Source organism: Paramagnetospirillum marisnigri (assembly GCF_001650715.1).
Taxonomy (GTDB): domain Bacteria; phylum Pseudomonadota; class Alphaproteobacteria; order Rhodospirillales; family Magnetospirillaceae; genus Phaeospirillum; species Phaeospirillum marisnigri.
Window position 1 is genome coordinate 187,872 of record NZ_LWQT01000109.1, and the last position, 19,048, is coordinate 206,919.

The following is a 19,048-nucleotide window of genomic DNA, read 5'->3' on the forward strand; positions in this document are numbered from 1 at the left end:
TCTCTCCCGGCGAAAGGGTCTTGGTGGCGACCCCTATGGTAGACCGGAGCCCAAGGCCTTGGCGAGGGCCTTGAACGGCAACAGCACGCATTCATGGCGGCTCTTGTACGGGCGCACCGCTTCAAATGCCGCCAACCCGGCCAGCGGCGGCGAAGCCCCCTGGCGCAGCATGGCGCGCACATCCTCGACCAGGGCCACCGCCCGCGCCACCTCCAGCCCCGTGGCCTGTTCCACCGCCACCGTCGCCGAGGCCTTGCACAGCAGACAGCCCCGTGTGACCTGGCCCAACCCCGTTACCGTGCCGTCCGCCACCGTCACGTCCAGGTCGATGCGGTCGCCGCACAAGGGATTGTCCAGCCGCGCCGACGCGGTCGGGGCGACCAACCGTCCAGCCTCGCGGCCCGCCAGATCCTTGATGGCCTGCTGATAGACCTCGTGGCTCATCGCAGCACCCGGACCGCCTCGGCCAGACCCCGCAGCAAGGCATGGATATCGGAATCATCGTTGTAGGGCGCCATGCTGACGCGCAGACATCCCTCATGCAGCCCCAGCGCCTTCATCAACGGCTGGGAGCAATGGGCGCCGCCCCGCACCGCCACACCGTGCTCGCCCAGCAGATGGGCGACATCGTGGGGATGGCAGCCCTTCACCGTGAAGGACACCACCGGCAGCCGGTCCTCCAGCCCATTCGGCCCCACCAGCTCGATCCCATCCAGACCAGCCAGACCGGCCAGCAACTGACGCGTCAGCCCCGCCTCATGCAGCCGCACCTTGTCCCAGTCCAGGCCCCGCATCCAGTCCAGGGCGGCGGCCAGCCCCACCGCCTGCGCCACCGGCGGCGTGCCCGCCTCGAAGCGGCGGGGAGGATCGAGGAAGTCGACCGTCTCGCCGTCCAGTCCCGCCACCATGCCGCCACCCCAGGCGGCGGGCGGCAGATGGGCCAGATGCTCGGCGCGGCCCCACAGCACCCCCACCCCGGTGGGGCCATAGGTCTTGTGCCCGGCGAAGGCATAGAAATCCGCCCCCAGGGCCCGGGGATCGACGGGGCCGTGCGGGGTCCTCTGGGCGCCGTCGACCACCAGCTTCGCCCCCACCGCGTGGGCGGCCTCGGCTAGCCGGGGAATATCGCTCACCGCGCCGGTGACGTTGGAGACATGGGTGACCGCCACGACCTTGCAGCGAGCGTCGATCATGGACAGGTCGGACAGGTCGAGGCGGCCATCCCAGGTCACTGGAATAGAAGCCAATTGGAAGCCGCGACGCTTGGCCAGCATCAGCCAGGGCAGCAGGTTTGAATGATGCTCGGCCACCGAGACCACCACCATGTCGCGCGGCCCCAGGCTTTCCGCCAGCCCCCCCGCCACCAGATTGAGGGCCTGGGTGCAACCACCAGTGAACACCACCTCGTCGGGCCGGGCGGACAGGAAACCCGCCACCGACTCCCGCGCGGCTTCATAGGCGGCATCGGCGCGCCGCGCCAGATCGTGCAAGCCGCGATGGACATTGGCCCGGGCCGCCACGTCATGGGCGGCGACGGCATTGATCACCTGTCCCGGCACCTGGGCCATGGCGGCATTGTCCAGATAGTGGAAATGGGCGCGGGCCAGCACCGGAAAGGCCGAACGAATGGTCTTGATGGTCATGATTGCTCCCCCATGGCCTGCAAATCCTCGGGACTGTCCACATCCTGCAACACCGCCGCGTCCATCTCCAACTCGGCAACCAAGGCGGCATGGCCCTCGATCAGCCCCTTCGCCCCCCTGTCACCGGTCAAGGCCGACATCCCGGCGAACAGGCGCCGCCCCAGCAGCACCGGATTGCCCCGCCGACCACCGCAGACCGGCACCACGACCTCGACGCCCCGGCCGGGATCGAAGGCCGCCGCCAGCCGCTCCACATGGGCCGCCGTCACCCGGGGCATGTCGGCCAACAGCACCACCACGGCCACGGCGTCGTCGGGCAGTGCCGCCACGCCCAGGGCCAGGGACGAGCCCATTCCCCGCTCGGGCGCGGCATTGACCACCTGGATGAGGCGATCAGAAAGGCCGGGCAGCGGCTCGGCCCCGCGCACCAGCACCACCGGATCAAGGCCCCCGTCCAGGGCGGCGCGCAGCGCATGCCCGACCATGGGCAATCCATCCACGGTGATCAGGCATTTGTCGCGGCCCATGCGGCTGGCGCGACCCGCCGCCAGGATGATGCCCGCCACCCGGCTCACCGGGCCGCCTCCACCGCGCGGGCCGCCAGCACGCCTACCAGATGGGCGCGGTATTCGGCGCTGGCATGCAGATCGCGGTTCAGCGCGTCGGGCGAAACCACCAGACCGGCCAGGGCGGCGGCGGAGAAGTCGCGGGCCAGGGCGGCCTCGAATGCGGACAGGCGGAAGGCGCAGTCTCCCGCCCCGGTCACCGCGACGCGAATGCATTCCCGCGTCCTGGCCACGAAGACACCGACCACCGGATAACCCGAGGCTGGATTCCGCACCTTTGCATAGGCAGCTTGCAGGGGCAGCGGATAGGCGATCTCGATCACCAGTTCCCCCGGCTCCAGCGCCGTCTCGAACATGCCGAGAAAGAAGTCGTCGGCCGTGATGACCCGCCGGTCGGTATGAATTTCCGCTCCCAGGCCGAGCACCGCCGCCGCGTGGTCGCTGGCGGGGTCGGCATGGGCCAGGGCGCCGCCCAGCGTGCCCATGTTGCGCACCTGTAAGTCGCCGATGGAGCCAGAAAGATCGGCCAAGGCGGCGCAGTCGGACAGCCCCGCCATCTCGGCATGGGTGACGGCGGCACCGATGACCAGCCGTCCCGGCTCGCGCCGAATCTGTCGAAGCTCGGGCAGACGGGTGATGTCGATCAACCGGTCGGGCTGGGCCAGACGCAGCTTCAGCGCCGCCACCAGGCTTTGGCCTCCGGCGAGATAGCGCGGCTCGGCGGCGCCCTCTCCGGCCATCAGCGCCTCGGCCAGGCTGGCGGGACGCCGGAAGTCGAACGGCATCATGGCCGTTCTCCCTTGCGCCCACGCACCGCGTCGGCTACCGCCGCGACGATGGGGCCATAGCCGGTGCAGCGACACAGATTGCCGTCCAGCCCGTGGCGGATGGCGTCCTCGTCGGCGGTTTCCAGCCGGTCGGCCAAGTCCAGCGCCGTCATCACCATGCCGGGAGTACAGAAACCACATTGCAGGGCGTGGCGGTCGCGGAAGGCGACCTGGACCGGATGCAGGGTCTCGCCCGCGGCAACGCCTTCTATGGTCAACACATCGCGGCCCTCGGCCTGGTGCGCCAGCACCAGGCAGGACTTCACGGCGCGGCCGTCGAGATGGACGGTGCAGGCGCCGCACTGGCCGGTATCGCAGCCCTGATGGGTGCCGGTCAGACCCAGGGTTTCGCGCAGGAACGCCGACAGCAAGGTGGTGGGCGCCACCTCGGCGGTGATCGGCTTGCCATTGACCGTGAGCGTCAGGCGCATCTCTCCCCCTTCCATCCTCGCCCCTCAAAGGTGAGGCCCAACGGGCCGATGGTCAATGGGGGCGAGCGGCGCTATCATCGCCCCACCATGAGGAAGAAGACATGCCCATCGCGGTGAAATCCAGTCTCGACGTGGTGTTCTGGCTGACCGACCAGGCGCTGAACGACCGCGAATACATCCAGCCGCAGAAGCTGCATCGGCTGCTCTATCTCTCGCAGGCCTATTTCGCCGTCGCCTATAATGGCCGCAAGCTGATGCCCGCCACCTTCGTCACCGATGCCTTCGGCCCGGTGGAGCCCACCGTGTTCCACACCCTGGCCTATGGCCGCCCGCTGATGATCGAGGGCAATCCGCTGTCCGATCAGGTCAATCACTTCCTGGGCGGCATCTGGCGCCGTTTCGGCCAGTACAGCCCCGACCAGCTGACCAAGAAGGTGGCCGAGCACGCCCCCGTCGCCATGGCCATGGCCAAGGGCATCAACGAAGAAATCCCCTTCGCCGAGATGGTGGCCTACTACACCCAGGAAGCCGCCGCCCGCTCGGCCAAGACGCCGGGCAAGGTCGACCATGTGGATTCGGTGGTGAAGCCCCGGGTGCTGCGCTCGCAGACCGGCAAGGCGGTGGCGGTGGCGGCCTGGAAGCCCAAGGCGGTCACGGTCAAGAAGGACGAATAGAACTCGCTACCGAACCTCCCCCTCCCCCGGCTTTGCCGGGGGAGGGTTGGGGTGGGGCTGGCGGAAGCAAGCATACCGGCGGACACAAGCCCTCCTCCCGGCCTCCCACCACCATCGGTGGGGGGAGGCCGGGAGGAGCATGTTTACCGCTCGATACAGCTATCTCAGGAAGGGCGGCACCCGGCCGAACAGGGCTTCCAGCATCACCAACTCATCATCGGCGTGGTTCTTGACCATATAGGGTTCCATCACGCCCGGCCGGATCAGGCGCGGCGCGTCGTGATGACGGGTCACCACCTCCTCGGCCCGTTGCGGCGCATCGGTTGGAATCATCACCGCGCGGCCATAGCAGACGCAGATATTCATGGAGTCGCGACCGCATTCCAGATAGGCGGCGGTTCCCCGGATGCCCACATTGGCGAAGGGAGTCTTCAGGGTGATCTGCTTCGGCCCGAACACCGACAGCACCCGCCCCTCCTCCAGATTGACCTCGCGCACCGGCTTACCGGTGGCGGTGTCGGTGCCGCGATCCAGGACACTCACCGCCCCTTGCGAGCGCAGCAGGAAGCCATCGTCGCCCAGGCTGAACACCGCCTCGGCTTCCGCCTCGGTGGCGACGGTATCGCCCGCCCTCACCTTGGCGCCCTCGCCCACCGCCGTGCCATTGACCCGGACCACGCCCTTGGCCCGATGAACCACTCCCTCGGACCCGGCCGGAGCCATGGCCCAAACCTTGGGAGCCGGAAGCACGGCGGCGGCCAACAGGCCGCCCAGCCAGCGCCGACGAGCGGGATTGCAGCAATGACAGCCGATGACAGCCTCCTGTATCCGTTGGCCGAAGTGTAGCCCACCCGGCCGGACAAGGAAACTCAGGCCGCTTCCTCCGCCGGACGGGCGCCGCCCGCCGCATCCTGGCGTCCCACCATCAGCGACATCACCGCCGCCACCAGGCAGATCAACCCGGCCGACAGGAAGGCGAGATAATAGTCGCCCAGATCGGTCCTGATCCATCCGGCGGCATAGGCGGCGGTGGCGGCGCCCACCTGATGGGCGGCGAAAATCCAGCCGAACATCACCCCGGCGCGTTCGCGGCCGAAGGATTGGGCGCACAGCTTGACCGTGGGCGGCACGGTGGCGATCCAGTCGAGGCCATAGAACACCGCGAACAGCCACAGCCCGAACACGTCGGGGCCAAAGGCCCAATCCAGGAAGATCAGCGACAGGCCGCGCAACCCGTAATACCAGAACAGCAGCTTGCGCGAATCCCAGCGATCCGACAGCCAGCCCGACAGTGTGGTGCCCACCATGTCGAAGATGCCCATGACGGCCAGTAGCCCCGCCGCCTTGACCTCGGGAATGCCATGGTCGAAACAGGCGGGGATCAGATGGGTGCCGATCAGACCATTGGTTGACAGGCCGCAGACATAGAAGGTCCCGGCCAACAGCCAGAAGTCGCGCGACTTCATGCCGTCCCGCAGCGCCTGCAAGGCCGCCATGGCGGGATTTCCCGCCTTGACCGGCGGCGGCGGCGCCTCGGTGGCGCCCACCGGCCACAGGCCGAGATCGGCCGGGCGGTCGCGCATCAGGAACCAGATGACCGGTGCCAGCAGGGCGGCGGCGCCCGCGATCAGCAGCACCGCCTCGCGCCAGCCCCACTGCTCCACCATCCAGGCCATCTGCGGCAGGAAGATCAGCTGGCCGGTGGCGGTGGCCGCCGACAGCACCCCCATCACCGTGCCGCGATAAAGGTCGAACCAGCGGCTGACCACGGTGGCGCCCAGCACCAGGGCGATGGTGCCCGACCCGCCGCCCACCACGATTCCCCACAGCAGGGTCATGTGCCAGGGGCGGCTCATGGCGGTGGTGGCGAGAACGCCCACCGCCAGCACCGCCAGCGCCAGCGCCATGGTCCGGCGCACGCCGATGCGGTCCATGATGGCGGCGGCGAAGGGCGCCATCAGGCCGTAAAGGATCAGGTTGACGGAAACCGACAGAGAGATGGTGGCGCGGCTCCAACCGAATTCGGCCTCCAACGGCACCATCATCACGCCGGGCGCCGAACGGATGCCCGCCGCCACCAGCAAGGTGACGAAGGTCAGCCCGGCGGCGATCCAGCCGTAATGCAGTTTGGTCCTGGCCTGGGATGCCGCCATGGCGCCCTCCGGATTTGCAATGAGACGAATCTGTCTCATTGCATTAGTACAGACAGGTCTGTATCATTGTCAAGATGAAGACAGCCCCCATCACCACATCCGAGCCTCCTGACAAAATGTCGGCCCGCGACCGCATCCTGGCCGCCGCCAACGAGCTGTTCTACAAGGAAGGCATCCGCGCCATCGGCATCGACACGGTGATCGAGAAGGCGGGCGTCGCCAAGATGAGCCTGTATCGGGCATTTCCCTCCAAGGACGACCTGATCGCCGCCTTCCTGGAGATGCGCGACAGGATTTACTGGCAATGGTGGGACGGCGTCGTTTCCAGACATCCCGGCCATCCCCGCCAGCAGTTGAACGCCGTGTTCCAGGCGGTGGCGAAGAAGACGGCCAGCCCCGATTATCGCGGCTGCCCCTTCGTCAATACCGCCGTGGAATTTCCCGATCCCAACCATCCCGGCCGGGCGGTGGCCGAGGGCAACAAGCGCGAACTGCGCCTGCGCCTGCGCGCCCTGGTGGACGGGCTGAACGTTCCCCGTCCCGACCTGCTGACCGACCAATTGCTGTTGCTGATGGAAGGCGCCTATTCCTCCGGCAACACCTTGGGGCCGGACGGCCCCACCCCGGCGGTGGCCTCCGCCGCCGACGCCATCATCGACTCCCATCTGCGCGAGAAGGACTCCCCATGACCCAGCCCCTGCTGTTCCAGCCCCTGACGCTGCGCGGCCTGACGCTTTCCAACCGTGTCGCGGTGGCGCCCATGTGCCAGTACAGCGCCAGGGAGGGAATCGCCCAGGACTGGCACCTGCAGCATTACGGCGCCATGGCGGCGTCCGGCCCCGGCATGATCGTGCTGGAAGCCACCGGCGTCGCGCCGGAAGGCCGCATTTCGCCCCTGTGCCTGGGGCTTTACGATGACGCCACCGAGGCCGGGCTGGCCCGCCTGATTCCCGCCCTCAAGGGCTTCGGCACCAGCGCCATCGGCATCCAGTTGGGTCATGCCGGGCGCAAGGGCGGCTCGGCGCCGCCCTGGACCGGCGGCGGCCCCGCCAAGGACGGCTGGCCCACCGTCTCGGCCTCCGATGTGCCGTTCGACGACGGCTGGCCCGCCCCCGAAGCCCTGGACGCCGCCGGGCTGGCCCGGATCAAGGCGGCCTTCGTCGCGGCGGCCCAGCGGGCGCTGCGCATCGGCTTCGACCTGATCGAGCTGCATTCCGCCCACGGCTATCTGCTGCACCAGTTCCTGTCGCCGCTGTCCAACCGCCGCACCGATTCCTATGGCGGTTCGCTGGACAACCGGATGCGCTTTCCGCTGGAAGTGATCGAGGCGGTGCGGGCCGTCTGGCCCGCCGACAAGCCGCTGGGCCTGCGCATTTCCGCCACCGACTGGATCGACGGCGGCTGGAGCATCGAGGACTCGGTGGCCTATGCCAAGGAATTCAGGCAATTGGGCATCGATTTCGTCTGCGTCTCGTCGGGCGGCGTGGTGGCCAAGGCGCCGATCCCCATCAGCCCCGGCTATCAGATCCATCTGGCTGGCCGCATCCGCCGGGAAGCGGGCATTCCCACCCGCACCGTCGGCCTGATCGCCAACGCTGCCCAGGCCGAGGCCGCCCTGGCCGAGGGCTCGGCCGATCTGGTGGCCATCGGGCGCGGCTTCCTCGACAATCCCCGCTGGGTCTGGCATGCCGCCCAGGCACTGGGGGCCGAGATGGCCTATCCGCCCCAATACATGGCTGCCCTGGGCAAGTACTGGCCCGGTGCCGCCCTGGCCCGGCCCCAGGCGGCGGAATAGCTTCAGCCGATGCGGCGGGCGCTGGCGACACGGGCCAGCGCCTCCAGCAGCCGGGGCGGCTCCACCGGCTTTGACACATAGGCATCCATCCCGGCGGCGCGGCATTTGTCGTCGTCGCCGTCCAGGACGTCGGCGGTCATGGCGATGACCGGCACCGAGGCCATGGGACCGCCCATGGCCCGGATGCGCCGTGTCGCTTCCAGCCCGTCAATGCCGGGCATATGGACATCCATCAGCACCACGTCGAAATCCTCGCCCAGCAATCGATCGATGGCCTCGGCCCCGTTGGTGGCCAAGGTGACCCGGTGCCCCCAGCGCCGCAGCAAGGTGGTGGTCAGCTTCTGATTGACGGGGTTATCCTCGGCCAGCAGGACGGACAGTTGCTCGGTCTGTGGCGTCTCCTCCACCGCATGGGGCCGTGACGCCACCGAGGCCAGCCCCACCCGCACGGTGAAGTGGAAGCTGCTGCCCCGGCCGGGCTGACTGTCCAGGCCGATCTCGCCGCCCATGGCTTCCACCAGCCGCTTGCAGATGGACAAGCCCAGACCGGTGCCGCCATAGCGCCGCGAGATGGAGGAATCCGCCTGGACGAATTCGGCGAACAGCCCCGCGGCGGCCTCGGGGGCGATGCCGATGCCGGTATCCGTGACCTCGAAGCGCAGCAGCGCCAGCGACGCCCCGTCATCCCCCAGGGACACCCGCAGGGATACGCCACCATGGGCGGTGAACTTGATGGCATTGCCGATCAGGTTGGACAAAACCTGACGCAGGCGGGTGGGGTCGCCCACCACCTCGCGCGGGACGGCGGCATCGATCCAGCCTTCCAGATGCAGACCCTTCTCCTGGGCGCCGGGACGCAACAGCGCCAGGCATTCATCCACCAAGCGGGTGAGGTTGAAGTCTGTAGCCTCGATCTTCAACTGCCCGGCTTCCAGTTTCGAGAAGTCGAGAACGTCGTTGAGGATGGCCAGCAACGAGCGGGCCGAGGACTGCGCCGTTTCCACCTGATCGCGCTGCTCGGGGCTGAGCGGGCTGTCGGCCAGCAGATGCAGCATGCCCAGCACGCCGTTCATGGGTGTGCGGATCTCATGGCTCATTGTGGCGAGGAAGGCCGCCTTGGCCCGGGCGCTTTCCTCGGCGCGTTCCTTGGCCAGGACCAGCATGCGCTCGGCCTGGCGGCGAATGGTGATGTCGGTATAGGTGGTGACGAAGCCGCCGCCGGGCAGCGGCGCGCCCCGGACCTCGATCACCGTGCCATCGGGGCGTTGGCGCTCGAAGCAGTGGGGTTGGGCCGCCCGGGCCTTCTCCACCCGCTCGTCCACCAGCGCCTCGATATCGCCGGGGCCGTATTCACCCCGGCGGGCGTTATAGCGCATGAAATCGGCGAAAACCGTACCCTCATGCACCAGATGGGCGGGAAAGCCCAGCATGTCGAGGAAGCGGGTATTGCACAGGATCAGGTTGAGGTCGCCATCGAACACGGTGAAGCCCTGGCCGAGTTCCTCGACCGCCTCGATCAGATGCCGCCATTTATGCTCGGCAGAACCGATATCGTCCCGCATCTCGCGCGCGCCGTCCCTGGATGGCCGTGTCTTCGCCAAGGCGAAGCCAGCCTTATGGTGTGCAGCCATCATAGGCTGCTTTCCACCATTGCGAAAGATGAACCGCCGTCCTAGCCCCCCTGGACGCGGTCACTCGCGCTTCCCATCTATGGACATTCACCGGCGAGGAGGGCGGCATGACCATCTGGAACCAAACCGACTGGCAAAGTGGCAATCCGGATATGGATGCCGAGCACCGCAAGCTGAATCAGATGGTGGCATCCCTGAACGCCGTCGTCGCCAATGACTCCGGTATCGGCCTGGATGTGGAGGCCGCGGATATTCTGCATGAGCGGATGCGCCTGCATTTTCAGTTGGAGGAAAGCTCGGCGCGGAAAAGTGATTCCGAGGCCGCTGCCATCCTGCACGAGGATCATGCCCGCCTGCTGGGCTTGTTGACCCAGATCCGCGCCGCCATGGCCAAGGGTGACAAGGCAGCCGCCAAGGATCAATTGCGCTCCTTCAATTCCGAACTGGCCAAGCATGACGCCGAGATCGACATTCCGCTGTTCCGCATGATCTCCAAAGCACGCGATCCGCTTACCTGAGTCCATAGGACAAGCAATCAGGGAGTCCGCCAATCCTAGACTACGCATCAGGGGCGGCATTCTCGCAGGGACTTGCGCGAAAACAAAACTTGGCGCCAAATCAAGGTCAAGAACCCTTAGGAAAACTAGGGCCATGACCGAGGGAGCCGAACATCTGGGATTGCGTCCCCGAATCGCAATGGCGATTGGGACTATTTGCCTTGCCTCCTCCATCCTGGTTTTGGGCTACCTTCATTGGGCATTGGAACGCTCGGCTCTCGCGCAGTGGCAGCAGGAACGTCTGGCCGATGCCGGTTCCCTGGCCACCGCGCTCGACAAAACCATCAAGGAGTTGACCGGCGATTTGCGGCTGGCGGTGGCGACCCCCCCCATGACCCGCCTGGGTTTCCAGAATCGGGTCGAGCGTCGCCTCAATGGCATCCCGCTGGGCGTGGATATGGAAAAACGCCGGGTTCTGGACACGGTGCTGGAGGAAGGCGCTTTTTCGGTCCTGTTCATCCTGCAGCCTAATGGTGACCACTATCTGAGCCATCCCTACGACGTCCAGACGCGTCTTTCGCGCTTCAACCTCGCCGACCGCCCCTATATCCGCGAGGCGGCCAGGACGGGTTTGCCGACGGTGTCGGATTCCTTCATCGGCGCCGATGGCGAACCCGCTGTCGTCATCGACGTGCCCCGCCTGGACGACTCCGGGCAAGTGGTGTTTCATCTGGGCGGAGTCATCCATCTGCGGCGACTGACCGAGCTGTTCGGAACCACCGTCACCGACCGCTTCGATGTCGCTTTGCTGGTGGATCGCAAGGGCGCGGTGATCGCCGGATCGGGCGACCCCAGCGTCCGTCCGCCGTCCTGGGATTCCCTGGCCGCTGCCTTGCGCCGGTTTCAGGCCGAATCCAACGAGCCCGGTCACGCCACCATCCGAACCGTGCTGGACCCGGACCGCAACGACGAGATGGTCGCGGCGCTGGTGACGCTGAAATCCGGCTGGGCGATGGCCCTGGCGCGGGGCCGCTCCACCTTCCTGGAGCAGGCCCGCCCCGAGATCGCGCGCATTTCCCTGATCGCCGCAGGCCTGTTGCTGGTGGTGGGGGTCATCGGCTTTGCCATCGCCAGCCATATGGCCGGCCGTTGGGAAACCGCCCGCCGGGCACTGGCAGAGGCGCATGACGCCCTGGAAGACCGGGTCCGGAGCCGCACCGCCGATCTGGACCAAAGCCGCCGCGAGTTGGAAAGCAAATCCAATACCCTGGAAACCATCCTGGAGAATGTCAGCCACGGCATCAGCCTGTTTGGTGCCGATCTGAGGCTGGTGGCCTGTAACGGCCACTTCGCGGACCTGCTGTCGCTGCCGCCGGACCTGGCGCGGGTGGGAACACCGCTGGCGGCCGTCCTCTTGGAACTGGCGCGGCGCGGCGAATACGGCCCCGGCGATCCCGGTATCCTGGCGACGGAACGCCTGGCCATGTTCACCGGCGACCAGCCCCATCTGTCCCAGCGGATATCGACCAATGGCAAGGTGCTGGAAGTGGTGGTCAATCCACTGCCCGAGGGCGGCTTCGTCATCGCCCATACCGACATATCCGAGGCCAAGCGGGCCGAGGAAGATCTGCGCACCTTGTCGCGGGCGGTGGAGCAAAGCCCGGTTTCGGTGGTCATCACCGATCCCGCGGGCAATATCGAATACGTCAATCCAAAATTCGTCGAGATCACCGGCTATGGCCTGGACGAGGTCAAGGGGCTCAATCCCCGCATCCTCAAATCCGGCGAGGTGCCAGACGACACCTATAGGGATCTGTGGCAGACCATCACCTCGGGCGCAACCTGGGAAGGCGACCTGCGCAACCGCAGGAAGAGCGGCGACATGTTCTGGGAACGGGCCAGCATCTCGCCCATCCGCTCGCCCAGCGGCGAGGTCATCCATTATCTGGCGGTGAAGGAGGACATCACGGCGCGCAAGCAGGCCGAGGCCGAGATCATGGCCGCCTGGCAGGCCGCCGAGGAGGCCAATCGCGCCAAGACTGTCTTCCTGTCCCATATGAGCCACGAACTCCGCACACCGCTGACCGCCGTGCTGGGCTACGCCGAAATGATGAATGTGCAGATCGCCGGCCCATTGCCGCCCGTCTATGCCGACTATGTCGAGACCATCATGTCCAGCGGGCGCCACCTGCTGTCCATCATCGACGAGGTGCTCGATATCAGCCGCATCGAATTGGGCAGCTTCCGCATCGCGTCGTTCGACATGGACCTTTGCCAGTTGGCCAAGGAATGCGCCGCCATGATGCGGCCGCAATGCAACGCCAAGGAGATCAACCTCGCCGTATCGGCCGAAGCGACGGCCACCATTCATAGCGACGAGCGGGCGCTACGCCAGATCCTCATCAACCTGCTGGCCAATGCCGTCAAATACACCGATTTCGGTGGCTCCATCACTGTGGAGGCCGCCGCCACCGCCGATGGCGGCGGCCAGGTGGTGGTGCGCGATAGCGGCTGCGGCATCCCGGCGGACAAGCTGGGGCGCATTTTCGAGCCCTTCCAGCGGGTCGATCCCCTTCGGGCCGATCCGGCGCGCGGTGTCGGCCTGGGCCTGGCCATCTGTCGCCGCATTGTCGATCTGCTGGGCGGGACCATCTCCCTGGCCTCGGAAACCGGCCGGGGAACCATCGTCACCGTGACCCTGCCGCCATCTGTGAGCGCCGCCACCGACAGACCGCATGCCAAAGTCTAGGATCGCATCAGGACTTCACCTGAGGCCGCGACCATGGCACCGAGTTTCCTCCATCGACTGAGACATGACCGCAGGGGCGCCACCATGGTGGAATTCGCCCTGGTGGCCCTGCCCGCCTTCATGCTGATGCTGGGCATGGTGGAGATCGGCTTGATGACCCTGGACCGCTCGGTGGTGGAGGGCGCGACGCGCGAAGCGGCGCGGCGCATCCGCACCGGCGCCGCCCAGGTCAGCGGCGACGCCATGGGGACCTTCCGCACGACCTTCTGCGCCAATCTGTTCAATCTTTATGATTGCGATGGCTTCCGCTTCGACGTCCGCACCTTTCCCAGTTTCGACGCGATCTCCTTGCCCACAGTGCAGTTCGATGCGGCGGGCATGCCCAGCAACACGGTGTTCCAGCCGGGCGGCGCCGGAACCGTCACCACGGTGCGGGTGATTCATCGCCATAATTTCGGCACGCCGCTGGTGGGCTCGATCATGGGTGGCGGCGCCAGCAACAGCGTGCCCGTCACCGCCACCGCCGTGTTCAAGACGGAGCCCTACCAATGATGCCGCGCCGCATCAGTGACCTGTGGCGCGACCAGCGCGGGCTGGCGGTGATCGAATTCGCCTTCCTGATGCCCGTCATGCTGCTGGCCCTGCTGGGCACGGTGGAGATTTCCAATCTGGTCAATTCCTATTCCAAGACGGTCTCGGCCTCACAGACCGTCGCCGACCTGACAGGCCAGTCCGCCACCCTGACCACCGCCGACATGACCGGCATCGTCGCCGCCGCCCAACGGGTGCTCGATCCCCTGGTCAGCGACGCCACCACCTTGGGAGTCGAGGTAGTCAGCGTCGGCTTCGACGCCACCAATAAACCGATCCAGTTGTGGCGCTATGCCTGGGGCAATGCCCAAACCAGCCCGCTCAGCGGTGCCCAGGGACTGGGAGTTATGGGCGAGAGCGTGGTGATGGTCACCCTGACCTATACCTGCGTGCCGCTGATCCACGACATCGTGCCGCAGAAAACCTTCCGCGAGGTTTCCTATTCCCGGCCGCGCCTGGTGCGCAAGATCGCCCTCAACGGCAGTACGGGGTAAACGCCATGACCGATCATCCCCTCTCCCGCCTGCTTCGCTGCCGCAAGGGCAATGTCGCCATCATGTTCGCGGTCAGCCTGCTGCCCATCGTCGCCAGCATCGGCCTCGGCGTCGATGTCGCCCGCGCCTATGCGGTGAAAAGCCGCATGTCGGCCGCCCTGGACGCCGCCGCCCTGGCGGTGGGCTCCAGCACCGGCACCAATGCCCAGTTGCAGCAGATGGCGCAGAACTTCTTCAACGCCAACTATCCCAGCGGCGCCCTGGGGGCGACCCCCACCATCCATGTGGATGTCAGTGGCGACGTCATCACCGCCACCGCCACCGCCGCGCTGCCCACGGTGTTCATGAAGGCCGTCGGCGTCGATACCATGACCGTCGATGCCAGCAGCAAGGTGATCCGGCGCATCAAGGGATTGGAACTGGCCATGGTGCTGGACAATACCGGCTCCATGACCACCAACGACAACATCGCCACCCTGCGCGAGGCGGCCAACGAACTGGTCACCATCCTGTTCGGCAGCTATACCACCCACCCGACCTTGAAGATCGCCCTGGTCCCCTACTCCGCCGCCGTCAACCCCGGCTCGGTGGCCAGTTCCCTGGTGGGAAGCGGCGCCGCCTACGCGCCGAATGACGTCACCGGCTGGAAGGGCTGCGTGGTGGAGCGCGCCTCGCCCAATACCCATGCGGACACAACGGCGGGTACCGCCTTGTGGACCCGCTATGCCTGGGCGCCCGCCATCGACAATTCCTATACGGCGGGCAATGCCTCGACCATCAAGGCCGATCCCTCCTATGGCAATTCCAGCACCGGCCCCAATCTGGGCTGCCCGACCGCCATCACGCCGCTGACCAATGTGAAGTCCACCCTGACCACCGCCATCAGTGCCATGGCGGCCTGGAGCCGAGGCGGCACCCTGGGCGATATCGGCATGGCCTGGGGCTTGCGAGTGCTGTCGCCGGAAGCTCCCTTCACCGAGGGCGCCGCCTGGGGCACCGCCAACCTGACCAAGGCGGTGATCATGATGACTGATGGCGTCAATCAGGTGTACAAGCTGACCAGCACCTCGGGCTCCAACAAGGTCAACACCGCCGTCAACTCGGACTACACCGCCTATGGCCGACTGGACGAGTTGGGCCGGGTGGGCTCCTCCTCCATCAGCGGAGCCAAGACCATCGTCGACAATCGGCTGGCTTCGCTATGCACCGCCATGAAGGCCAAGGGCATCGTGGTCTATACCATCGTCTTCACCGGCACGGTCGATGCTTCCACCAAGGCGCTGTATTCGGCCTGCGCCTCCGACACCACCAAATACTTCGACGCCCCCAGCCAGACCGACCTGAAGAACGCCTTCACCGCCATCGCCGTGCAGCTCAGCAATCTGAGAATCAGCGAATAAGGCCATGATGAAGAATGAAGAATCGGCGTATTCTCATCTTCACGCTGAAGATGAGGTCAAATCCTCTGACATTGGATTACTTCGCGGCGGGCGCCGGAGCCGGGGCTGCCGCACCGGCCTTGTAGGGGCTTTCGCTGGGAAGGGACACCGCCGGAGCGCAGCGCTGGGGTGAACAGTCCACCACGGTGGTGACACCGCCGGGAACCCAGGTCTTGCCGGTGCCATAGCGCACGGTGACAGACTCGGCGCCACCGGCGGTGACCACAACCACCGCATCCAGCACCACCCGTCCGGCGCCGTCCAGCACCGACAGGCTGGTGCCGCCGGGATACTTGCCGAACAGGGTCAGGCTGCGGGCATTTTGCATGGTGACGTCGGCGATGGCCGGGTTGCCGATGATCACCTGGCGGGCGGCGGCGGACAGCTTGAGCTGGGTGGCACCGCCCAGGGCGACCTCGACGCTTTCCGCCGCCAAGGCGGGGGCGGAGGCCAGGGCGGCGACAACCAGCAAGGTGGAAAGTCCAGGGCGTGTCATCTTGCGACCATTCCATCGGATGAAATTTACCGCTACAATGATAGCGGCAAATCAGTCTTCGATCAATCACGACACAGTCACCACAATCACAAACAAATATTCAATTTGCGGACAATTACGAATAATTTTCAAAGACCGGGAGCAGTCATGCCGATCCGTTCCGCCGTTCTACTTTGTCTCGCCTTGGCAGCCTGCTCCTCTGGCTTCGGCCAGGAGGAGCGCAGCGTCGCCCAGGCGGTGGAGCCATCGCTGCGCGCCGCCGCCGCCGCCGCCGAGGCCAATCGCGATTACAAGGGGGCGGTACAGCACCTGACCACCTTGTACCAACGGCGCGAGGACGACCGCGACATCGGCGTCGCCCTGGCCCGCAACCTGCGCTATGGCGGCCAGGCCCAGGCGGCCGCCGACCTGATGCAGGCGCAGTTGATCCGCTTTCCCGGCGATGGCGACACCTTGGTGGAAATGGGCAAGGCCTATCTGGCCGCCGACCGGCTGGGCCTTGCGGCCAAGGCGCTGGAGCAGGCGCTGGCCGTCAAGCCCGGACGCTGGGATGCCCATATGGCGCTGGCGGTGGTGCTGGATGCCCAGGGCCAAGCCAACGAGGCCCAGTCCGCCTATGGCCGAGCCTTGGCGCTGTCACCCGACAATCCGGCGATACTGAACAATCTGGGACTATCGCTGGCGCTGTCGGGCAAGTTGGACGAGGCGGTGGCGACCCTGAGCCGGGCCGCCGACCTGCCCACCGCCAATGCGCAAATCCGTCAAAATCTGGCGCTGCTGCTGGCGCTCAAGGGCGACGCCGCCCAGGCGGAGAAAATGGCGCGCCAGGACCTGCCGCCCGAGATGGCGCGCAGCAATGCCGAAATCCTGCGCGCCCTGGCGGCGGGAGCCGCCCATCGGTGATCAACCCCGCCGGGGCCGGTCGCCCGTAGTTCGAGGATGCGGCCGGGACGGCCGCGCTCCGGAATTCTTGCTCCCATCGCGGAGCGCGGGCATCCTGCCAGCACAATCAAACCGGGATTGGCTCGCCCGGCAACATCAGGCGACGCAGCTTGCGCAGGGCCTCGCCCTCGATCTGACGCACCCGTTCGCGCGAAATGTTGAAGCGCTGGGCCAGGTCTTCCAGGCGCAGAGGCCGTTCGCGCAGCGTCCGCTCGGCCAGGATGGTCTGTTCGCGCTCGGTCAGGCTGGGCCAGGACCGGGCCAGGGCGTCGCGGCGCAAGGTCAATTCCTGGCGATCGCCCAACAGGGTCTCGGCATCGGGGCGCTCGTCGGGCAGGATGTCACCCAGGCTGGTGGACTGACCGGCGGCAAGGGGCGCGTCCAGCGAGCGGGCGGGCTGACACATCAGACGCTCCATCTCGGCCACCGTCTTGGTGCTGACCTTGAGGTCGCGGGCGATGGAGGCGGCGTCATCGGGGGAGAGATGGCCGCCGCGCGCCCCCAGCAGCTTGGCCTTCAGCGCCTTCAGCTTGAAGAAGATGCGCTTGCGCTCGGCGGTGATGGAAAAGCTGACCGGCGTCGAGAAGCGCAGCACATAGTCATACATGCAGGCCCGAACCCACCACTGGGCATAGGTGGCGAAACGCAGGCCGCGTTCGGGCTCGAAGCCGTCCAGAGCGCGGATGAGACCCATATTGCCCTCGGCGATCAGATCATCGGCGATCAGGCCATAGCCGCGAAATCGCCCCGCCGCCTTGAGAACCAGCGGCAGATGGGCGGTGATCAGGCGGGATTTGGCTTTTTCGTCGCGGGTCTCGCGCCAGGCCCGGATCAGGGCGACCTCGTCCTCAAGCGAAAGCATGGCATCCTTGGCGGGAGCCTGCTGGCGGGAAGGAGTCAGGGGGAGCGTCATGGCAAACCTTGCGGGTTGGTTTCACTGACCAATACCCTAGCGGTCCGCTATAGATAACTCCAATCGATCCTGATATTTGGTTTGATAGCTAATGCCTATCAAGAACCTCTTGGCGATTGTGCCGGACCGAGCTGAGGAAGGACAGGCCGATCAGCACCGCGCCGATCAGGCCGGTGACCACTTCCGGAATGTGCATGAAGCTGCCCGCCAGCATCATGGCGGCCAGGGCCAGAATGGCCCAGAAGGCACCGTGCTCCAGATAGAGGTATTCGGTGAGCGTGCCTTTTTCCACCAGCATGATGGTGAGGGATCGCACGAACATGGCGCCGACCCCCAGGCCGAGGGCGATGACGAACAGATTGTTGGTCAGGGCGAAGGCGCCGATGACGCCGTCGAACGAGAAGCTGGCATCCAGCACCTCCAGATACAGGAACGAGGCGAAGCCGCTCTTGCCCACCAGCTTGGGGCCTTCGTCCTCGACGCCCATCAGGGCCGAGACGCCTTCCACCAGCACGAAGGTGACGATGCCCAGCATGCCAGACAGCAGGAATGGCAGATCATCCGCGTCCGGCAGCGCCTTGGTGATCAGGTACAGCGTGACCAGCACCAGGGCGATTTCCACCGCCTCGATCTTGCCCAGCTTGGTCAGCGGCTCCTCGACGGCACGCACCCAGTGGACGTTCTTGTGAACGTCGAAAAAGTACTTCAGCCCCACCATAGCCAGGAAGGAACCGCCGAACGCCGCGATGGAGACATGGGCCTCGGTCATCAGCCGGGCATATTCATCGGGCTGGCTGGCCGCCAGCTTCAGCGCCTGCCACGGCGATATTTCGGCCATGATGCCGACGATCAGCAGCGGAAACACGATGCGCATGCCGAACACCGCGATGATGATGCCCCAGGTGATGAACCGCCGCTGCCATACCGGGTCCATGGTGGCCAGCACCTTGGCGTTGACCACCGCGTTATCGAAGGACAGCGAGACTTCCAGCACCGCCAGCACCGCCACGATGAACACGGTGGACAACGCCGCCGGGTGGCTTTGCTCGCCGGAATAGCCCAGCCCCCAACCGGCGGCCAGACAGGCCACCGTGAAGATGGCCGAACCCTTGAAATAGCGCAGGGTGGAATTGGGCATGGGATGACTTTCGTTTAAATGCTGGGACAGGATGGCGCGACGCGATAGGGTTATGAAATACAGGGAGCG

The 19,048-nt window shown here is 66.2% G+C and carries 20 protein-coding genes; 9 read left to right on the top strand and 11 right to left on the bottom strand.

The features are described 5' to 3' along the window. Nucleotides 1-33: 33 nt before the first annotated feature. From A6A04_RS19310 to A6A04_RS19330, 5 genes are read right to left on the bottom strand one after another with little or no spacing between them, the layout of a single operon-like run. Nucleotides 34-444: an iron-sulfur cluster assembly scaffold protein gene (locus A6A04_RS19310; protein ID WP_068495644.1), complete on the bottom strand. Its 411-nt coding sequence runs from the start codon at nucleotides 442-444 to the stop codon at nucleotides 34-36. Next, nucleotides 441-1,643, bottom strand: a complete 1,203-nt coding sequence (locus A6A04_RS19315; protein ID WP_068495645.1) for an aminotransferase class V-fold PLP-dependent enzyme — start codon at nucleotides 1,641-1,643, stop codon at nucleotides 441-443. Before A6A04_RS19315 ends, A6A04_RS19310 begins: the two co-directional genes overlap by 4 nt. Continuing rightward, nucleotides 1,640-2,218 carry a nucleotidyltransferase family protein gene (locus tag A6A04_RS19320; RefSeq protein ID WP_245651304.1) on the bottom strand — a complete coding sequence of 193 codons (579 nt, stop codon included), beginning with the start codon at nucleotides 2,216-2,218 and terminating at the stop codon, nucleotides 1,640-1,642. The genes A6A04_RS19315 and A6A04_RS19320 overlap by 4 nt, the downstream gene beginning before the upstream one ends. Beyond that, entirely contained in the window at nucleotides 2,215-2,997 is a 783-nt protein-coding gene (locus A6A04_RS19325) for an FAD binding domain-containing protein (RefSeq protein ID WP_068495646.1), read from the bottom strand. Before A6A04_RS19325 ends, A6A04_RS19320 begins: the two co-directional genes overlap by 4 nt. After that, nucleotides 2,994-3,467, bottom strand: coding sequence for a (2Fe-2S)-binding protein (locus A6A04_RS19330; protein ID WP_068495647.1), 474 nt, complete (start codon nucleotides 3,465-3,467; stop codon nucleotides 2,994-2,996). Before A6A04_RS19330 ends, A6A04_RS19325 begins: the two co-directional genes overlap by 4 nt. Nucleotides 3,468-3,568: 101 nt before the next feature. Here A6A04_RS19330 and A6A04_RS19335 point away from each other — a divergent pair, with 101 nt between their 5' ends. Further along, nucleotides 3,569-4,141: a Panacea domain-containing protein gene (locus A6A04_RS19335; RefSeq protein WP_068495648.1), complete on the top strand. Its 573-nt coding sequence runs from the start codon at nucleotides 3,569-3,571 to the stop codon at nucleotides 4,139-4,141. A 159-nt stretch (nucleotides 4,142-4,300) separates the two neighbouring features. Here the strand turns inward: A6A04_RS19335 and A6A04_RS19340 are convergent, their stop codons facing one another. Then, a complete protein-coding gene (locus tag A6A04_RS19340) occupies nucleotides 4,301-4,903 on the bottom strand; it encodes a FecR family protein (RefSeq protein WP_245651305.1) in 603 nt (200 codons plus the stop codon). 107 nt (nucleotides 4,904-5,010) lie between these two features. Continuing rightward, entirely contained in the window at nucleotides 5,011-6,294 is a 1,284-nt protein-coding gene (locus A6A04_RS19345; protein WP_068495649.1) for an MFS transporter, read from the bottom strand. A gap of 116 nt (nucleotides 6,295-6,410) precedes the next feature. Between A6A04_RS19345 and A6A04_RS19350 the strand changes: the two genes are divergently transcribed. Together A6A04_RS19350 and A6A04_RS19355 are read left to right on the top strand one after the other, a co-directional pair. Beyond that, nucleotides 6,411-6,983 carry a TetR/AcrR family transcriptional regulator gene (locus tag A6A04_RS19350; RefSeq protein ID WP_245651306.1) on the top strand — a complete coding sequence of 191 codons (573 nt, stop codon included), beginning with the start codon at nucleotides 6,411-6,413 and terminating at the stop codon, nucleotides 6,981-6,983. Continuing rightward, a complete protein-coding gene (locus A6A04_RS19355; protein ID WP_068495651.1) occupies nucleotides 6,980-8,089 on the top strand; it encodes an NADH:flavin oxidoreductase/NADH oxidase in 1,110 nt (369 codons plus the stop codon). Before A6A04_RS19350 ends, A6A04_RS19355 begins: the two co-directional genes overlap by 4 nt. Before the next feature lie 2 nt (nucleotides 8,090-8,091). Here A6A04_RS19355 and A6A04_RS19360 read toward each other — a convergent pair whose 3' ends face one another. Next, complete coding sequence (locus A6A04_RS19360; RefSeq protein WP_245651307.1) at nucleotides 8,092-9,723, bottom strand: PAS-domain containing protein; 1,632 nt, start codon at nucleotides 9,721-9,723, stop codon at nucleotides 8,092-8,094. 104 nt (nucleotides 9,724-9,827) lie between these two features. Here A6A04_RS19360 and A6A04_RS19365 point away from each other — a divergent pair, with 104 nt between their 5' ends. The 5 genes from A6A04_RS19365 (at nucleotide 9,828) to A6A04_RS19385 (ending at nucleotide 15,451) form a co-directional block, all read left to right on the top strand. After that, nucleotides 9,828-10,238: a hemerythrin domain-containing protein gene (locus A6A04_RS19365; RefSeq protein WP_068495653.1), complete on the top strand. Its 411-nt coding sequence runs from the start codon at nucleotides 9,828-9,830 to the stop codon at nucleotides 10,236-10,238. A gap of 133 nt (nucleotides 10,239-10,371) precedes the next feature. Continuing rightward, nucleotides 10,372-12,966, top strand: coding sequence for a PAS-domain containing protein (locus A6A04_RS19370; protein ID WP_068495654.1), 2,595 nt, complete (start codon nucleotides 10,372-10,374; stop codon nucleotides 12,964-12,966). 84 nt (nucleotides 12,967-13,050) lie between these two features. Beyond that, on the top strand, nucleotides 13,051-13,518 hold the full coding sequence (locus A6A04_RS19375; protein WP_245651308.1) for a TadE family protein: 468 nt from the start codon (nucleotides 13,051-13,053) through the stop codon (nucleotides 13,516-13,518). Beyond that, on the top strand, nucleotides 13,515-14,051 hold the full coding sequence (locus A6A04_RS19380; RefSeq protein ID WP_068495656.1) for a TadE/TadG family type IV pilus assembly protein: 537 nt from the start codon (nucleotides 13,515-13,517) through the stop codon (nucleotides 14,049-14,051). The genes A6A04_RS19375 and A6A04_RS19380 overlap by 4 nt, the downstream gene beginning before the upstream one ends. A 5-nt stretch (nucleotides 14,052-14,056) precedes the next feature. Then, complete coding sequence (locus A6A04_RS19385; protein ID WP_068495657.1) at nucleotides 14,057-15,451, top strand: TadE/TadG family type IV pilus assembly protein; 1,395 nt, start codon at nucleotides 14,057-14,059, stop codon at nucleotides 15,449-15,451. A gap of 76 nt (nucleotides 15,452-15,527) precedes the next feature. Here the strand turns inward: A6A04_RS19385 and A6A04_RS19390 are convergent, their stop codons facing one another. Next, complete coding sequence (locus A6A04_RS19390) at nucleotides 15,528-15,986, bottom strand: pilus assembly protein N-terminal domain-containing protein (protein WP_068495658.1); 459 nt, start codon at nucleotides 15,984-15,986, stop codon at nucleotides 15,528-15,530. Nucleotides 15,987-16,133: 147 nt separating this feature from the next. Between A6A04_RS19390 and A6A04_RS19395 the strand changes: the two genes are divergently transcribed. Next, entirely contained in the window at nucleotides 16,134-16,889 is a 756-nt protein-coding gene (locus A6A04_RS19395; RefSeq protein WP_068495659.1) for a tetratricopeptide repeat protein, read from the top strand. 106 nt (nucleotides 16,890-16,995) lie between these two features. Here A6A04_RS19395 and A6A04_RS19400 read toward each other — a convergent pair whose 3' ends face one another. Then, the gene (locus tag A6A04_RS19400; RefSeq protein WP_172822825.1) at nucleotides 16,996-17,790 is read right to left on the bottom strand and encodes a sigma-70 family RNA polymerase sigma factor; all 795 of its coding nucleotides are present in this window, start codon (nucleotides 17,788-17,790) and stop codon (nucleotides 16,996-16,998) included. Nucleotides 17,791-17,929: 139 nt separating this feature from the next. Next, complete coding sequence (locus A6A04_RS19405) at nucleotides 17,930-18,979, bottom strand: DUF475 domain-containing protein (protein WP_068495661.1); 1,050 nt, start codon at nucleotides 18,977-18,979, stop codon at nucleotides 17,930-17,932. Between the last annotated feature and the right edge of the window lie 69 nt (nucleotides 18,980-19,048).

Coding starts and splice junctions, on each gene's coding strand:
- A6A04_RS19315 (WP_068495645.1), bottom strand. CDS start 1,643: ATGACCATCAAGACCATTCGTTCGGCCTTTCCGGTGCTGGCCCGCGCC.
- A6A04_RS19345 (WP_068495649.1), bottom strand. CDS start 6,294: ATGGCGGCATCCCAGGCCAGGACCAAACTGCATTACGGCTGGATCGCC.
- A6A04_RS19405 (WP_068495661.1), bottom strand. CDS start 18,979: ATGCCCAATTCCACCCTGCGCTATTTCAAGGGTTCGGCCATCTTCACG.
- A6A04_RS19365 (WP_068495653.1), top strand. CDS start 9,828: ATGACCATCTGGAACCAAACCGACTGGCAAAGTGGCAATCCGGATATG.
- A6A04_RS19325 (WP_068495646.1), bottom strand. CDS start 2,997: ATGATGCCGTTCGACTTCCGGCGTCCCGCCAGCCTGGCCGAGGCGCTG.
- A6A04_RS19390 (WP_068495658.1), bottom strand. CDS start 15,986: ATGACACGCCCTGGACTTTCCACCTTGCTGGTTGTCGCCGCCCTGGCC.
- A6A04_RS19375 (WP_245651308.1), top strand. CDS start 13,051: ATGGTGGAATTCGCCCTGGTGGCCCTGCCCGCCTTCATGCTGATGCTG.
- A6A04_RS19330 (WP_068495647.1), bottom strand. CDS start 3,467: ATGCGCCTGACGCTCACGGTCAATGGCAAGCCGATCACCGCCGAGGTG.
- A6A04_RS19385 (WP_068495657.1), top strand. CDS start 14,057: ATGACCGATCATCCCCTCTCCCGCCTGCTTCGCTGCCGCAAGGGCAAT.
- A6A04_RS19395 (WP_068495659.1), top strand. CDS start 16,134: ATGCCGATCCGTTCCGCCGTTCTACTTTGTCTCGCCTTGGCAGCCTGC.
- A6A04_RS19400 (WP_172822825.1), bottom strand. CDS start 17,790: ATGCTTTCGCTTGAGGACGAGGTCGCCCTGATCCGGGCCTGGCGCGAG.
- A6A04_RS19350 (WP_245651306.1), top strand. CDS start 6,411: ATGTCGGCCCGCGACCGCATCCTGGCCGCCGCCAACGAGCTGTTCTAC.
- A6A04_RS19335 (WP_068495648.1), top strand. CDS start 3,569: ATGCCCATCGCGGTGAAATCCAGTCTCGACGTGGTGTTCTGGCTGACC.
- A6A04_RS19370 (WP_068495654.1), top strand. CDS start 10,372: ATGACCGAGGGAGCCGAACATCTGGGATTGCGTCCCCGAATCGCAATG.
- A6A04_RS19360 (WP_245651307.1), bottom strand. CDS start 9,723: ATGATGGCTGCACACCATAAGGCTGGCTTCGCCTTGGCGAAGACACGG.
- A6A04_RS19310 (WP_068495644.1), bottom strand. CDS start 444: ATGAGCCACGAGGTCTATCAGCAGGCCATCAAGGATCTGGCGGGCCGC.
- A6A04_RS19355 (WP_068495651.1), top strand. CDS start 6,980: ATGACCCAGCCCCTGCTGTTCCAGCCCCTGACGCTGCGCGGCCTGACG.
- A6A04_RS19380 (WP_068495656.1), top strand. CDS start 13,515: ATGATGCCGCGCCGCATCAGTGACCTGTGGCGCGACCAGCGCGGGCTG.